The organism is Stenotrophomonas sp. GL_101 (genome assembly GCF_057835675.1).
Genome location: NZ_CM174432.1, coordinates 4,311,832 through 4,327,342, shown reverse-complemented (window position 1 = coordinate 4,327,342; position 15,511 = coordinate 4,311,832). Strand labels below are relative to the sequence as shown.

Sequence of the window (15,511 nt, the reverse complement as noted above, 5' to 3'; positions counted from 1 at the left end):
TAGTGCCGCGCCATGCGCCGGACCACCGGAACGGTTAGAGGTCGAACCGCACGCTCACCGCGAATGTGCGCGGCAGGCCGACGCCGGCGTTGGACCAGTATTTCTTGTTGGTCAGGTTTTCCACGCTGGCGCGCCAGGTGAGCGGATGGCCGTCGAGCTGCATGCGGTAGCCGATGCCGGCGTTGACCAGGGTGTAGTCGGGCAGCGTGAGGGTGTTTTCAGCGTCGTAGAACACGTCACCGTAGTAGCGGGCCAACGCGTAGAGGCTCAGGCCTTCGATCTGCGGGATGCTGTAGTCGGCATGCACGACGCCCTGCCAGCGCGCGGCGCCAGCGGTGCGGTTGCCCTGGTTGGCGATGTTGTCGGGGGAGAGTTTGTCGTAGCTGGGGTCCAGCCAGGTGACGCCGCCACCGAGGGTGAAGCCATCGGTGAGACGCACCTCGCCACTGACTTCGACGCCTTCGTACAGGGTGATGCCATCCTGCACGAGCAGCTTGCCGGCGTCGGTGAGGCGGTCGATGTTGGCGCCGCGTTCGAGGCGGAAGGCGGCAGCATTGGCGTTCCAGCGGGGGGTTTCAAGCTTGGCGCCGATCTCGTACTGCTTGCTGATGGTGGGGTCCAGCACGGTGCCGGCGTTGAGGTAGTCGCTGCCGACGCGGCTGCCTGCTTCCAGCGATTCCACGTAGCTGGCGTACAGGGTGACGGCCTCGGCCGGCTTGTACATCAGCGCGTAAGTAGGGGTGACCGGGTAGGTGTGGTAAGCGCCCTTGTTTTCGAAATCGTTGTAGCGCGCGCCGGCCAGCAGCGACCAGCCGGGGGCGAAGCCGATGGTGTCGCTGACGAACACGGCCTGCTGTACCGTTTCGCTGCCGCGGGTCATTGCCCGCGAGCCCACCGCATCGTGGCGCAGGGTGGGGCGCTGGTAGAGGTTGCCGCGGCCGATGGTGGTCCATTCGTTCGGGCGGTCCCAGCCCAGGCCGGTCTGGTGCGAGACGCCGGCGACCACCTGGTGCGACAGCGGGCCGGTGTCGAAGCGACCCTGGAGGATGGCCTGGGCCAGCTTCCATTCGCTCTTGCCACCGAGCTCGTAGGTGTTGACGTTGTAGTCGCCGTTGGGGTCGTCGATGTAGGCGAAGATCTTGTTGACATCGTTCCACGAGGTGGTGACGCCGTAGCTGAAGCTGGCCTTCCAGTCGCTGCTGATCTGCCAGTTCAGGGCAGTGGAGAGCAGGCTGGAGCGGGTGTCGTAGTAGCTGCCATCGATGCTGTTGTCGATATCGCCTGCCAGCGGGCGCGGCAGGTGGGTGAGGCCGATGAAGTAGTACTGCGGCGATTCATTGCTGAGCTCGCGCGACTGGAATACGCCATCGAAGGTCCAGGTCAGACGGTCGCTCAGGCGCGCATCCAGCGACAGCGCGCCGACCTTGCGATTAACCTCGCCGCCGTTGAAGGTTTCACCCTGCTCCTGGTAGGCATTGAAGCGATAGCCGAACATGTCTTCGTTGCCGAAGCGGCCGCCGGCATCGACCTGGCCGCTGACGATGCCCTGCTCACGCCAGCCAACCTGTGCGGAGAACGTCGGCACGTCGGTGGGCTTTCTGGTGACGTAATTGACGATGCCGCCGGGCTGTCCGAAGCCATACATGAAGCCGCCGGGGCCCTTGAGCAGTTCCACCTGCTCCATCACTTCCAGCGGCCACTCGGTACCCCAGGAAGACACCTGCAGGCCGTTGACGCGGTAGCTGTCGTAGCTGAGGTCGATGCCGCGGTTGCGGATCGGCGAACTCCAGCCGCTGGCATAGGCGCTGACCTGGGTGACCACCGACGGGTCGGTGGCGAAGGCCTCGCCGAGCGAGACCACCTGGCGCTTTTCGATGTCTTCGCGGCCAACCACGGCCATGGCGAACGGGGTATCGCGCACGGCGCGGTCACCGAGCGCGCCGGTGTCGGTGTGGGTGCGTTCGGCGGTGACTTTGACCGCGTCCAGATCAGTGGCCGAGCGTGCGCGCACGGCGCCGTCCGGGGCGGACTGGGCATGGGCGGCGCAGGTCAGCGACAGCGCAACGGCCAACGTGGCCAGGCGGGGCAGGGGGGAGGACAGCATCGATGGGTTCCTTGGCGGACAGCACAACGCCGTCCGCGATCTACAGATGGCGGGGGAGGGGTCGATGGCTGGATCGCGCAGGCTGGCCGGGAACCGGCAGCGGGGGCATCGCAGAAGGCGATGCTGGACCGTGGCTGGATGAGAATTGTTGTCGTTTTGCTACGTGGCGTCAAACCGAGGCGTACCGACCAACGGTCGGTACCTACCGGGAGGCGACGCGGTCAGGCATCCGCGTGCGGGCGGAGGCGATGCGGCATTGGTAGGTGACGACCGTTGGTCGTCACGCCGTAACGCGGTCAGGCACCAATGCAGGTACCGACCAACGGTCGGTACCTACCGGGCGATGGCGCTGCGCTTCAATGCGCGCCGCTCACGCCGGCGCGCGCGGCGGTTGACCCAGCGCTCGCGCAGGCACGAGAAGATCACATACAGCGCCGGGGTGCTGAGCAGGGTCAGGCTCTGCGAGAACAGCAGCCCGCCGATCATCGCGATGCCCAGCGGGCGACGCAGTTCGGAGCCTTCGCCCAGGCCGATCGCCAGCGGCACCGCCGCCAGGATCGCCACCATGGTGGTCATCATGATCGGGCGGAAGCGCACGATGCTGGCTTCGCGCACCGCATCACGCGGGCTCTTGCCATGCTCGCGCTGGGCGACCACGGCGAAGTCGATCATCATGATCGCGTTCTTTTTCACGATGCCGATCAGCAGTACCAGCGCGATCATCGAGATCACCGACAGCTCGGTGTTGGTCACGAACAGCGCCAACAGCGCACCTACGCCGGCCGCAGGCAACGTGGACAGAATGGTGACCGGGTGCACCAGGCTTTCGTACAACATGCCCAGCACCAGGTACACGGTGATGATCGCGGCGAACACCAGAATCAGCATCGAGTTCGGGTTGAGCTGCACGTTGAAGCCGCCACCATCGCTGATGCGGATGTCGCCGGGCAGGCGCATGCCGTCCACCGTGGCCTTGACGATGGCATCGCCTTCGCCGGTGCTCACCCCGGGCGCCAGGTTGTAGCTCAGGTCCATCGTGGTGTATTGGTTCTCGTGGGTGATCTGCGGCGGCGCCAGCCCGGGTACCTGGTGGGCCACGGCGGTGAGCGGGACCATCTCGCCATTGCCGGCGCGGACGTGGATTTCATCCAGCGCACGTGGGGTGGCGGTTTGTTCGGGCAATGCGTTGACCACCACCGAATACTGGTTGATGTCCGAATAGATGGTGGAGATCTGGCGCTGGCCGAACGCACCGTACAGCGCGCCGTCGATCGCCCCTACCGACACGCCCAGGCGCGCGGCCTTGGCGCGGTCGATGACCACGTTCTGGCGCAGCCCGGCGGTGTCCACGTCGGTGCCCACGTCACGCAGCTTGGGGTTCTTCTTCAGCGCGGCCTGTACCTTGGGCAGCCACTCCTGCAGCTGGGCAAGATCATTGCCCTGCAGCGACACGCGGTACTGCGCGCCCTGGCTGTTGCCGCCGCCACCGTCGCTGGGCAGGTCCTGGATGGCGCGCAGCCGCAGCTGCAGGTCGGGGTAGCGGTCAGCCTTGGCACTCAGGCGTGCCAGCGCGAGTGCGGTGGTTTCGTTGCGGCCTTCCTTGCGCGTTTTCAGCTGGATGTTGAACTGCGCGCTGGAGCCCTGGCGGCCACTGCCCAGGCGCACACCCACGGTTTTCACCGCCGGGTCGGCCATCAGCATGTCGGTGATGCGGCGCTGGCGGTTGACCATGTCCTCGAAGGACACCGTGGCACTGGAGTTGGCGCGGCCCCAGATCAAACCGGTGTCCTGGGCGGGGAACGAGCCCTTCTTGACCGCACCGCCGAGCATCACCGTGGCCACGATCAGCAGGATCGGGGTCAGCGACAGCAGCAGCGCATGGCGCAGCGAGAAATCCAGGCACACGGTGTAGGTGCGCAGCATGCGGTCGTGCATGCCGTCGAGGAAACGGCCGATGCGCGAGGGCTTTTCCGGCTCGGTGTGCGCGCTGAGGAAGCGGCTGCACAGCGCCGGCGTGAGCGTCAACGAGACGATCATCGACACCACGATCGCCGCCACCAGGGTGACGGTGAACTCGCGGAAGAACGCCCCGACCATGCCGCTGGCGAACAACAGCGGAATGAACACCGCCACCAGTGAGGCGGTGATCGAGACGATGGTGAAGCCGATCTCGTGCGCACCCTTCAGTGCCGCCTGCATGCGCGGCATGCCCTCATCGAGGTGGCGCATGACGTTTTCGATCACCACGATCGCATCGTCGACCACGAAGCCAATGGCGATCACCAGCGCCAACAGGCTCAGGTTGTTCAAGGTGAAGCCGAACACGTACATCACCAGCGCCGCACCGGCCAGCGACAACGGCACGGTGATCGCCGCGATCAGCGTGGGCGCCAGCCGGCGCAGGAACAGCGCCATGGTCAGGATCACCATCGCCAGGCTGATCAACAGGGTGATCTGCACTTCATGCAATGACGAGCGGATGGTCGGGGTGCGGTCGAAGTACGGGGTCATCACCGTACCCGGCTGCAGGTAGTCGCGCAGCATCGGGATCTGCGCCTTGACCCGGTCCACGGTCTCCACGATGTTGGCCCCGGCGCGGGTGAACACGTACATCACCACGGCCGGTTTGTGGTCGAACCACGCGGCCTGGTAGGCATCCTGCTGGCCGTCGTAGACGTTGGCCACGTCCTTGAGGCGGATCACCCGGCCATCGGCCTGGGTCTTGATGACCAGGTTGGCGAAGTCGGCCGCGCGGGCGACCGAGTCGTTGGCGATGATCGCGGTGGTGGTGTTGCCGTCGGTCAGAAAGCCGGTGGGCGAGGTGACGTTGGCCGCGCGCACTGCATTGCGCAGGTCGTCGGGGGTGAGGTTGAGCGCGTTGAGCAGGCGCAGGTTGACGTCCACCCGCACCGCGGGCGTGGACGCACCGGCGATGTCGACCGAGGACACTCCGCTGATCTGGCGGATGCGCTGGGCCAGCAGCGAATCGGCGACGTTGTACAGTTCGTCGGCCGACTGGGTCTGGGAGGTCAGCGCGATGGCGATGACCGGGTCGTCGTTGGGGTTGGCCTTCTGGAACATCGGCGAACCGAGCCCGGAGGGCAGGTCGGCCTGGGCCGAATTGATCGCGGTCTGTACGTCCAGCGCGGCCGAATCGATATCAACTCCGCTCTGGAAGATCATGAAGACCAGCGAACTGCCTTCGGAGCTGGACGAGCGCATCTGGTCCACGCCGGGCAGCTGGCCCAGGTGGCGTTCCAGCGGTGCGGTAACCGTGGAGGCCATGGTGGTGGCGTCCGCGCCGGACTGGCTGGCGTGCACGAAGATCACCGGAATCTGGATGTTCGGCAGCGCCGACACGCCCAGCTTCAGGTAGCAGAACAGCCCCACCACGAACAGGCCGATAGCGAGCAGCGCGGTGCCGATCGGGCGGCGGATGAACGGTCCAGAGATGTTCATGCGTGCAGGGCCCTGGCGGCAGCCAGCATGCGCGACGTCAGCCGAGTCATGCGCGGTCCTGCGCGGCAGCGTGGCGCAGCGCACGCTGTTCGCGGCGCGCGCGCAGCCGCTCGGAGAAGCGTTCCATGTACAGGTAGATCACCGGCGTGGTGTACAGGGTAACCAGCTGGGACAGCAGCAGGCCGCCGACGATGGCGATACCCAGCGGGCGGCGCAGCTCCGAACCGATGCCGGTGCCCAGCGCCAGCGGCAGCGCGCCGAGCATGGCCGCGGCGGTGGTCATCATGATCGGGCGGAAGCGCAGCAGGCAGGCGCGGCGGATCGCGTCGTGTGCGTTGGCACCGGAACGACGCGCCTCGATGGCGAAGTCGACCATCATGATGCCGTTCTTCTTGACGATGCCGATCAGCAGCACGATGCCGACAATGCCGTCCACCGACAGCGGCAGCCCGCACACCATCAGCGCCAACAGCGCACCGACGCCGGCGGGGGGTAGGGTGGAGATGATCGTAAAGGGGTGGATGTAGCTTTCATACAACACGCCCAGCACGATGTAGATCAGCACCAGCGAGGCCAGCAGCAGCCACACCACGTCGGTCTGGCTGCCGGTGAATTCGGCGGCCTTGCCGATGAACTGCGCATGCACCTGCGAGGGCATGTCCAGCCCGTCCTTGGTGTCTTCGATGGCCTTGACCGCATCGGACAACGAGTAGCCCGGGGCGATGTTGAACGACACGGTGACCGCCGGCAGCTGCTGCTGGTGGCTGACCACCAGCGGGGTGCTGGTGATCCGGCCTTCGGCCAGCGCGGCGAGTGGAATGATGTTGCCCGCGCCGACCGGAATGCCGGTGTTCTGCGCGCCGATGCCGGTGGCGGTGGACGAGTTGGACGAGGTGACCTGGCCGAAGTTGGTGGCATTGCTGCCGGTCAGCGCACCGGCGCCGTTGGAGGCCACGGCCAGCTGGTTCATCAGCGCGGTGCTGGTACGGAACTCCGGCGCTACTTCCAACACCACCCGGTACTGGTTGAGCTCGGTGAAGATGGTCGAGATCTGGCGTTGGCCGAACGCGTCGTACAACGTGTCGTCGATGGTCTGCATCGGCACGCCGAGCACGCTGGCCTTGTCGCGGTCGATGGTCAGCTCCAGCGCCCGCCCCTGGTTGGACAGGTTGTTGTCCACGTCGGCCAGTTCCGGGCGCTGGCGCAGCGCTTCGGTCAGGCGGGTGGCCTGCAGCGCAACCTGCGCGCTGTCCACGTCCGACAGCGAATACTGGTACTCGGTGGCGGCCACGCGGGTGTCCAGGGTCACGTCCTGCACCGGTTTGAGGTACAGCGCCACGCCGGGAATGCCGGCCACCGCCTGTTGCAGGCGCGGCAGGACCTCATCCAGGCCGTCGCGTTCACCGCGCTCCTTCAATACGATCGACAGCTGGCCCTGGTTGAGCGTGGGGTTCATGCTGCCGGCGCCGATGAAGGCCGACACTCCCGTCACGTCCGGATCCTTGCGCAGCGCTTCGGCCACCGCCTTGGTGCGCTGCTCCATCTGCGGGAAGGCGATGTTCTGGTCGGCCTGGACCACGCCGGTGATCAGGCCGGTGTCCTGCTCGGGCAGCAGGCCCTTGGGAATCACGATGTACAGCACCACCGTCAGCACCAACGCGCCGGCGGCCACGGCCAGGGTCAACGGCTGGTGTTCCAGCACCCAGTCCAGGCTGCGCTCGTAGGCGCCCACGGTACGCGTCCACAGGTTCTGCTTGCCGGCGGCCGCGGCCTTCTCGTGCGCGTCTTCGCCTTCGGGCAGCGCGTCGGGCTTGAGCAGGTAGGCGCACATCATCGGGGTGAGCGTCAGCGAGATCAGCATCGACAGCGTGACGGCGATGGTCAGCACCCAGGCGAACTCGTGGAACAGCCGGCCGGTGACGCCGGGCATCAGCAGCAGCGGCAGGAACACCGCCACCAGCGAGATGGTCAGCGAAAGCACGGTGAAGCCGATCTGGCGCGCGCCGATCTCGGCCGCTTCCGGGCCGCTCTTGCCCTGCTCGATGTAGCGCACGATGTTCTCGATCATCACGATCGCATCGTCGACCACGAAGCCGGTGGCCACCACCAGCGCCATCAACGACAGGTTGTCCAGCGACATCCCGGCGAAGGCCATCACCCCGAAGGTGCCGGCCAGCGACAGCGGTACCGCCACCGAGGGAATGATGGTGGCCCACAGGCGGCGCAGGAACACGAAGATCACCGCCACCACCAGCCCGATGGTCAGGATCAGGGTGAACTGCACTTCATGCACCGAGGCGCGGATGGTCTCGGTGCGGTCGTTGAAGATCTCCAGGTGCACATCGGCGGGCAGCACGTTCTGCAGCTGCGGCAGCAACGCACGGATGCGCTCGACGGTCTGCACGATGTTCGCGCCGGGCTGGCGGCGCACTTCCAGCAGGACCGCCGGCTTGCCATCGGCCCAGGCGGCGAGCTGGTCGTTCTCCACCCCATCGAGCACCTGCGCCACGTCCGACAGCCGCACCGGGCGGCTGTTCTTGTAGCTGATGATGGTGTCGCGGTATTCGGCGGCGCTGGTCAGCTGGTCGTTGGTGCCGATGCTGTAGGACTGGGTCTTGCCGTTGAGCGAGCCCTTGGGCGCATTGACGTTGGCCTGGGTCAGCGCGCTGCGCAGTTCTTCCAGGGTCAGGCCCATGTTGGACAGCTGGGCCGGGTTGACCTGGATGCGCACGGCCGGGCGCACGTTGCCGGCGATGGACACCAGGCCCACGCCCTGCACCTGCGACAGGCGCTGGGCCAGGATGGAATCGGCGTAATTGTTGACATCGCGCAGCGGGCGCGTGTCGGAGGTGAGCTTGAGCGTGACGATGGCCGCGTCGGCCGGGTTCACCCGGTTGTAGACCGGCTGGTAGGGCAGCGAGGACGGCAGGGTGGCCTGGCGGATCGCGGCCTGCACGTCCTGCGCGGCGAGGTCGATGTTACGGTCCATCGCAAACTGCAGGATGATCGTGGACAGGCCCGCCGAGGAGTCGGAGGTCATGATCTCCAGCCCGGAGATCTGCCCGAACTGCCGCTCCAGCGGGGTGGTCACCAGCGCGGCCATGGTGGTGGCGTTGGCACCGGGGTACTGGGTGGTCACCACCAGGCTGGGCGCGTCGATCTCCGGCAGCGCCGACACCGGCAACTGGCGGTAGCCGAGGATGCCGAGCAGCAGCAGGCCTGCCATCAACAGCGAGGTGGCGATCGGGCGGCGGATGAAGATCGTCGAAAAGCCCACGGGCGGATCCTTGCTGTTACGTCATGCGGCGTTGGAGCGGGCAGATGCCGGCAGTGCGGCCGGCATCGGGAACGTCAGGCGGGCGCGATCAGCGCGGACCGCCACCGCGGCGACCGCCGCCCTTTTCCTGCTGGGCAGCGGCCTTGAGCTCGGCCTCGGTCGGCGCGGCCGGGGTTTCGCCCGGCTTCAGCGCGGTGACCTTGCTGCCCGGCTTGAGCCGGAACTGGCCTTCGCTGACCACGCGCTCGCCGCCCTTGAGGCCTTCGGTGATCTGCACGTTGCTGTCGCCCACTTCCACGCCGCTCTTGATGGTCTGCATGGCCACGGTGCTGTCGGGCTTGACGATATAGACGTACTCGCCATCCGGGCCGCGCATCACCGCCTGGGTGGGAATGACCACGCCGCCGGCGATCATGCGCAGCTGCATGCGCACATTGACGAACTGGCCCGGCCACAGGCTGTTGTCCTGGTTGTTGAACAGCGCGCGGGCGCGGAAGGTGCCGCTGTCGCTGCTGATCTGGTTGTCGACCACGTCCAGCGTGCCGCCGTCGGTGAGCACGTGCGAATCGTTGCGGTCCAGCGCGGCGATGGTCACCGGACCGGCCTGCTGGGCCTTGCGCACCTCTGGCAGCTGGCGCTCGGGCAGGTTGAACACCACGTGGATCGGGTGGATCTGGGTCAGGGTGACCAGTGCGGTGCCGGCGCTGACGATGTTGCCGGCGTCCACCGCGCGGATGCCGGCGATGCCGGAGATCGGCGCGGTGACCTTGGTGTACTGCAGCTGCACCTGGGCGGCACGCATGCTGGCTTCGTTGGCGGCCACGGCGCTCTCGAACTGCGCCACCTGGTTACGCTGGGTGTCCAGGTCGGTCTTGGCCACGTACTGGCGGTATTCGGGCGAATTGGAGCGTTGGTAGTTGGAGCGCGCGGTGGCCAGCTGCGCCTGGTTCTGGCGCTTGGCAGCGGCGGCTTCGTCATAACTGGCCTGCAGGCTGCGCGGGTCGATCTGCGCCAGCACGTCGCCCTGCTTCACTTCCTGGCCTTCCTTGAAGTTCAGGCTGACCAGCTGGCCGCCGACCTGCGGGCTGACGGTGACGGTGTTCATGGCCGCCACCGTGCCCAGCGCACTGGCGTAGACCGGCACGTCCTGGCGCGCCGCATCGACCACGGTCACCGGGACCGGCCCGGCGTTGCGTTCGTCGCCGCCCTGGCTGGCGCTGGCCGCCGCTGCATCGCCCTTGGGCTTGCCGCCGCCGAGCATGCGCATGCCAATGAAGCCCACCACCAGCACTGCGACCACCAGCAGCACGATCTTCCAGAAACGCGACATTCAAAACTCCTGAGGCTGGCGGAGGGCAAGGCCCGATTGGCTAGGCGCAAAGCATACCTGCGGTGCGCTGCCTTTCATGTATGTCCGATGGGACGGGCGATCAGACCGGATGTGACCGGCCAGGTTCCATGGAACAACGCCCGTCGAGGCAGAAAGTTACAGCGGCAAGCGTGCTGATGCCCTACATTCAGGTTGGCCCGTCCTTGTCGCCCTTGGAGATTGTCGATGCCCCGTCTGTCGCTGCTGTTGTCCGCCCTGCTGCTTGCCTGCCCCGCGCTGGCCGTGGCCGCCCCTGTGCAACGCCCGGAAGTGACCGCTGCGGCAACCCGGTTGCAGGCCAAAGTGATCGACTGGCGGCGCGATTTCCACCAGCACCCGGAGCTGTCCAACCGTGAGGAGCGCACCGCCGCCAAGGTCGCCGAACAACTGCGTGCGATGGGCCTCAAGCCCAAGACCGGGATCGCCCACCACGGCGTGGTCGCCATCATCAAGGGTGGCAAGCCGGGCCCGCGGATCGCCTTGCGCGCGGATATGGACGCGCTGCCGGTGACCGAACAGACCGGGCTGCCGTTTGCCTCCAAGGCCACCAGCACCTACCGCGGCGAGCCGGTCGGGGTGATGCACGCCTGCGGCCACGACGCGCACACCGCCACGCTGCTGGGGGTGGCCGATGCGCTGGTGAAGATGCAGGCCACCCTGCCCGGTGAAGTGATGCTGATCTTCCAGCCCTCCGAGGAAGGCGCACCGTCGCCGGAAGAGGGCGGTGCCGCGCTGATGTTGAAGGAAGGCCTGTTCGCCGATTTCAAGCCGGAGGCGGTGTTCGGCCTGCACGTGTTCTCCAGCGTGCAGGCGGGCCAGATCGCAGTGCGCGGTGGCCCGCTGATGGCCGCCTCGGACCGCTTCGGGATCAAGGTGATCGGCCGCCAGACCCATGGTTCGGCGCCGTGGAACGGGGTCGACCCGATCGTGGCCACCGCCGACCTGGTGGGTACCGCGCAGACCATCGTCAGCCGCCGCGCCAACCTGTCCAAGCAGCCGGCAGTGTTGACGTTCGGGGCGATCAAGGGTGGCATCCGCTACAACATCATTCCCGACGAGGTGGAGATGGTAGGCACCATCCGCACCTTCGACGAGGGTATGCGCCAGCAGATCTTCGCCGATCTGCGCAATGTGGCCGAGCATACGGCCGCCGCGCACGGCGCCAAGGCGGTGACGGACATCTATGAGTCCGAAGGCAACCCGGCCACGGTGAACGACCCGGCGCTGACCGCGCGGATGCTGCCGAGCCTGCAGGCGGTGGTGGGCAAGGACAATGTCTACGAACCGCCGCTGCAGATGGGCGCCGAGGATTTCTCGCTGTATGCCAAGGAGGTACCCGGCCTGTTCTTCTTCGTCGGCGCCACCAGCGAAGGCATCGACCCGGCCACGGCCCCGGCCAACCACTCGCCCAAGTTCCTGCTCGATGAAAAGGCGCTGGACGTGGGCCTGCGCGCGCTGCTGCAGGTGAGCCTGGATTATCTCAATGGTGCGCCGGCTGCGCCGGCTGCGGCGGGCTGAGGCAACCGCAACGGCGGCCTGGTCGGCGCTGGGCTGCCGCGTGTGGAGCGGCCCGGAGTTGGGGGGAATCCCGGTAGGTCCCGACCGTTGGTCGGGGCGAAAACCGGCACGGGCGCCATGGCTTCGGCGGGGCCAGCCGATCGGTTGCGCCGGTTTGGCACCAGGACGTTGTGCCCTGGTTGTCGAACGTGCGGGTTACAGCGGCGTAAAATGGCCCGATGAATACCCCCCAGGACTCCAGCCTCGGTCGCGAGGTTGCTTACCCGTCGCAGTACGATTCCGGCCTGCTGTTCCCCATTCCGCGCCGTGGCGCCCGCGAACAGATCGGCCTGGACGAGGCGGCGCTGCCCTTCGTGGGCCATGACCGCTGGCAGGCTTACGAGCTGAGCTGGCTGGACCGGCGTGGCAAGCCACGGGTGGCGGTGGCCACGGTCAGCGTGCCGTGCACCTCGCCGAACCTGATCGAGTCCAAGTCGTTCAAGCTGTATCTCAATTCGCTCAACAGCACGCGCTTCGACGACGACGAGGCCGCCCGCCTGCAGATCACCACGGACCTGTCCGCCTGCGCCGGGGCGGTGGTCACGGTGCGTTTCGGGGTGCCGCTGCTGGTCGAAGAGGCCGAGGGTGAGTCGCTGGACGAGCTGGACGTGGCGATCGAACGCTATGGCCCGCCGGCACCGGAGTACCTGTCCGCCGATGCGGGGCAGATCGTGACCGAGACGTTGAGCTCGGCGCTGCTCAAGTCCAACTGCCCGGTCACCGGCCAGCCGGACTGGGCCAGCGTGAGCATCCGCTACCGGGGCCCGCAGCTGGATCGCGAAGGCCTGCTCAGGTACCTCATCAGTTACCGCGAGCATGCCGAGTTCCACGAGCAGTGCGTGGAGCGGATTTTCAGCGAGATCAGCCAGCGCTGCGCGCCGCAGTGGCTGGAAGTGGAAGCGCGGTATACCCGCCGCGGCGGCCTGGACATCAACCCGTGGCGGGCCAGCCCGGGCATCGAGCATCCCGCTCGTACCGTGCGCGACCTGCGCCAGTAGCCATCGACCGTGGGACGATGAACCTGACGCCGGGCGCTGCCCGGCAGCTGGGGCCATGCCTTGCGTGGCGGCGTCCCCCGGGCCCGCGTTCCGTACGTCTTCACATCTGCGCCATGCCCTATTAACAAGCGCTGTGACACCGTGCCTCCCATGTCGTCAATGAAGACGGGAGTGTGTGGATGAGTACCGATAAGAAGGCTGATTTCTCCGGTGTCACCTCCAGCGTGGACAGCACTGCGCAGAAGGTGGAAAAGGCCGATTTTTCCGGCGTGACCGCTTCGGTGGATAGCACTGCCGAGAAGGTGGGAGGCTCTTACACCGTGCAGAAGGGCGACTCGTTGTCGAAGATCGCCAAACAGGAACTGGGCGACGCCAACGCCTGGAAGAAGATCTTCGAGGCCAACCGCGATGTGCTGGACGACCCGGACAAGATTTTCCCGGGCCAGACCCTTAAGTTGCCGCCCAAAGACTGAGTCGCTCCGTTGTAGTCCACTAGATTCCCAGGGAGGAATTCCATGAAGAAGACGTCCATCAGTACTGCCGTACTCGCTGCCTTGCTGGCCACCGTGGCGTTGGTCGGCTGCAAGAAGAAAGAAGACACTGCCGACAACAACGCCCAGCCGGCTGCAATGACCCCGGCCGAGCCGGCACCGATGACCCCGGCTGCGCCTGAACCGATGGCTGCTGCGGCGGCGGTGAGTGTTTCCAGCGTGACCGTTGGCAAGACCGCGGCGGCCGACAAGAGCGTGGCCACCACGGCGCTGTTCACCCCGAAGGACGACATCATCGTCTCGGTTCGCACCGACGGTGCGGCCAGCAACGCCAACGTGGGTGCCAAACTGACCTTCCAGGATGGCCAGGTGGCCGGTGAGCAGACCCAGGCGCTGAACACCACCGGTGCCGAAACCACCAATGTCAGCTTCAAGAATGCCAAGGGCTGGCCGGCGGGCAAGTACCGCGCGGAAGTCACGGTAGATGGCAAGGCGGCTGGAATGCCGCAGGAGTTCGAGGTCAAGTAAGCCCACGCCGACTCTCTCCCGGCAACAGGCTCACGATGGACGCAGCCGCGAGGCTGCGTCCTTTTTTTTATGCGTGGCTCTCTCATTGGAGGGGAGAGGCGCCTAGGCGTGTCGCGAGCGTTTGGGCCCCTTGGCGACCGGCAGGCCCTTGTGCAAATGTCCCCCGGCGCCGGCCTGTGGCCGTCACCTCCTCCTTTATTTTGGTTCATCGCGGAATACCGGGGAACGCTGCACGGATTTTCAGGAAGAAGTACTCCTGATCCCGATAGCCGTAGGCCCGGCGTTTGATGACCTTGATGGTGTTGTTGATGCCTTCGACGATGCTGGTATTGAGGCGGTGTCGGCAACGCGACACGATCCCATGCAGATAGGCTTTGAGCCGTTGTGCAAACAGCGCCAAGGCGGCGATTCCGCTGCGCTGGGCCTGCTCCAGCCACTGGTTCCAAGCCTTCCTGGCCCATCCGGGATGGCGGTAAAACCACAGTCGCTTGAGCTCATCACGCATCAGATAGGTGGTGAGGAGCGGTTGATTTGCTTCCAGCAGCTCATCCAGCCGCACCGTCTGATGCCGGTCCAGGTTGCTGCGATTGCGCAGTAGCAGCCATCGGCTGGATTTGATGACACGGCGCGCAGGCTTGTCGTGCCGGAGCTTGTTGGCCTGGTCCACGCGAACCCGGTCGATCACTTCGCGACCGTACTTGGCCACCACATGGAACAAGTCGAAGACGATCTCGGCATTGGGACAGTTGGCCCGGATCTCCACTTCATAGGCCGTCGTCATGTCGATCGCCACGGCGCGCAATTGCTCGGAAACGCCCGGGGGAAGCTGCTCAAAAAAGGCACGCGCCGTATCGCGGGAGCGCCCGTTGCCCAGCCAAAGTACCTGGCGACTGATCGGATCCACCACGACCGTTGCATAGCGGTGACCCTTGTGCAGCGCAAATTCGTCCATCGCCAGGTAGTGGATCTGGCTCCAGTCCGGGGCTTGGACAGACTCACGCAACAAGGCTTTATCCAGTGCCTTGACCGTATGCCAGCCCAACTGGAAAAAGCGTGCCACGGCCAGGATATTGCTGGATACCAGCAACTGGCTGACCGCTTCGGCCAGCCGGTCAGTGACCCGCTGGTAGCGGCCAAGCCAGCTCAACTTCTCCAGGCGCGGCCCAGCGCACTGGGGGCACCAGACGCGCCGTCGCGGCACCACCAGCGCAACGCGCAATGCCATCAGGGGCAGATCGCGTACCCGGCGCACCGTCGTCTCGTGCACTTGCCGGCATCGGCTCCCGCAGTGCTCGCAATGCATCGTGCGGGCCGTGGGTTTGAGGTAGATAGTGACGGTCCGGCTGTCGCCTTCCGGCCAGGCGATCCGCTCCACCCGGTAGCCTTCCCAGCCACCCAGCCTCTCAATCGTCTTCCGATCCAGCATGACCTGACCCCTGAGGCCCTGATTTCAGGCTTCAAGGGTAACGGGAGCCGGCAAAAGCTCCACGCTATTCCGCGATGAACCTTTATTTTGCCAAGGACCTGACGGCCGCCAAGGGGCTCGGCTTGCGGGACGCACATGCGTAATCCGATATTTGCCATGCACGACCAGAGTTTCCGGCACGCGGTTACCGATGCCCCCGGTGGCAGGCAGGTCCTTGGCAAAATAAAGGGGGAGGCCGTCGCCGCAAGGCGTCGGCCGGAGGACATTTGCACAAGGGCCTGCCTGCCACCGGGGGCATCGGT

The 15,511-nt window shown here is 66.1% G+C and carries 9 protein-coding genes; 4 read left to right on the top strand and 5 right to left on the bottom strand.

The genetic code is table 11. The annotated features are described in order from the left end of the window. Positions 1 to 34 precede the first annotated feature (34 nt). The 4 genes from AC3IR9_RS19000 to AC3IR9_RS18985 form a co-directional block, all read right to left on the bottom strand. On the bottom strand, positions 35 to 2,104 hold the full coding sequence (locus AC3IR9_RS19000; protein ID WP_489292707.1) for a TonB-dependent siderophore receptor: 2,070 nt from the start codon (positions 2,102 to 2,104) through the stop codon (positions 35 to 37). A 333-nt stretch (positions 2,105 to 2,437) separates the two neighbouring features. Continuing rightward, positions 2,438 to 5,563: an efflux RND transporter permease subunit gene (locus AC3IR9_RS18995; RefSeq protein WP_489292706.1), complete on the bottom strand. Its 3,126-nt coding sequence runs from the start codon at positions 5,561 to 5,563 to the stop codon at positions 2,438 to 2,440. Positions 5,564 to 5,609: 46 nt separating this feature from the next. Further along, a complete protein-coding gene (locus AC3IR9_RS18990; protein WP_489292705.1) occupies positions 5,610 to 8,840 on the bottom strand; it encodes an efflux RND transporter permease subunit in 3,231 nt (1,076 codons plus the stop codon). Positions 8,841 to 8,928: 88 nt separating this feature from the next. After that, on the bottom strand, positions 8,929 to 10,170 hold the full coding sequence (locus tag AC3IR9_RS18985; RefSeq protein WP_489292703.1) for an efflux RND transporter periplasmic adaptor subunit: 1,242 nt from the start codon (positions 10,168 to 10,170) through the stop codon (positions 8,929 to 8,931). Between the two features lie 225 nt (positions 10,171 to 10,395). Here AC3IR9_RS18985 and AC3IR9_RS18980 point away from each other — a divergent pair, with 225 nt between their 5' ends. The 4 genes from AC3IR9_RS18980 (at position 10,396) to AC3IR9_RS18965 (ending at position 13,783) form a co-directional block, all read left to right on the top strand. Next, entirely contained in the window at positions 10,396 to 11,727 is a 1,332-nt protein-coding gene (locus tag AC3IR9_RS18980; RefSeq protein WP_489292702.1) for a M20 family metallopeptidase, read from the top strand. A gap of 218 nt (positions 11,728 to 11,945) precedes the next feature. Further along, positions 11,946 to 12,764: an NADPH-dependent 7-cyano-7-deazaguanine reductase QueF gene (queF, locus tag AC3IR9_RS18975; RefSeq protein ID WP_489292700.1), complete on the top strand. Its 819-nt coding sequence runs from the start codon at positions 11,946 to 11,948 to the stop codon at positions 12,762 to 12,764. Positions 12,765 to 12,943: 179 nt separating this feature from the next. Beyond that, positions 12,944 to 13,237, top strand: a complete 294-nt coding sequence (locus tag AC3IR9_RS18970; RefSeq protein WP_489292699.1) for a LysM peptidoglycan-binding domain-containing protein — start codon at positions 12,944 to 12,946, stop codon at positions 13,235 to 13,237. A 42-nt stretch (positions 13,238 to 13,279) separates the two neighbouring features. Further along, positions 13,280 to 13,783, top strand: a complete 504-nt coding sequence (locus AC3IR9_RS18965) for a hypothetical protein (RefSeq protein WP_489292698.1) — start codon at positions 13,280 to 13,282, stop codon at positions 13,781 to 13,783. Between the two features lie 205 nt (positions 13,784 to 13,988). On the opposite strand, the gene AC3IR9_RS18960 is transcribed toward AC3IR9_RS18965, so the two are convergent. Continuing rightward, the gene (locus AC3IR9_RS18960) at positions 13,989 to 15,209 is read right to left on the bottom strand and encodes an ISL3 family transposase (RefSeq protein ID WP_489291085.1); all 1,221 of its coding nucleotides are present in this window, start codon (positions 15,207 to 15,209) and stop codon (positions 13,989 to 13,991) included. Between the last annotated feature and the right edge of the window lie 302 nt (positions 15,210 to 15,511).

Bases quoted from the DNA above. Each gene is read 5' to 3' on its own strand.
- AC3IR9_RS18960 (WP_489291085.1), bottom strand. From the start codon at position 15,209: ATGCTGGATCGGAAGACGATTGAGAGGCTGGGTGGCTGGGAAGGCTAC.
- AC3IR9_RS18970 (WP_489292699.1), top strand. From the start codon at position 12,944: ATGAGTACCGATAAGAAGGCTGATTTCTCCGGTGTCACCTCCAGCGTG.
- AC3IR9_RS18965 (WP_489292698.1), top strand. From the start codon at position 13,280: ATGAAGAAGACGTCCATCAGTACTGCCGTACTCGCTGCCTTGCTGGCC.
- AC3IR9_RS18985 (WP_489292703.1), bottom strand. From the start codon at position 10,170: ATGTCGCGTTTCTGGAAGATCGTGCTGCTGGTGGTCGCAGTGCTGGTG.
- AC3IR9_RS18980 (WP_489292702.1), top strand. From the start codon at position 10,396: ATGCCCCGTCTGTCGCTGCTGTTGTCCGCCCTGCTGCTTGCCTGCCCC.
- AC3IR9_RS19000 (WP_489292707.1), bottom strand. From the start codon at position 2,104: ATGCTGTCCTCCCCCCTGCCCCGCCTGGCCACGTTGGCCGTTGCGCTG.
- AC3IR9_RS18995 (WP_489292706.1), bottom strand. From the start codon at position 5,563: ATGAACATCTCTGGACCGTTCATCCGCCGCCCGATCGGCACCGCGCTG.
- queF (WP_489292700.1), top strand. From the start codon at position 11,946: ATGAATACCCCCCAGGACTCCAGCCTCGGTCGCGAGGTTGCTTACCCG.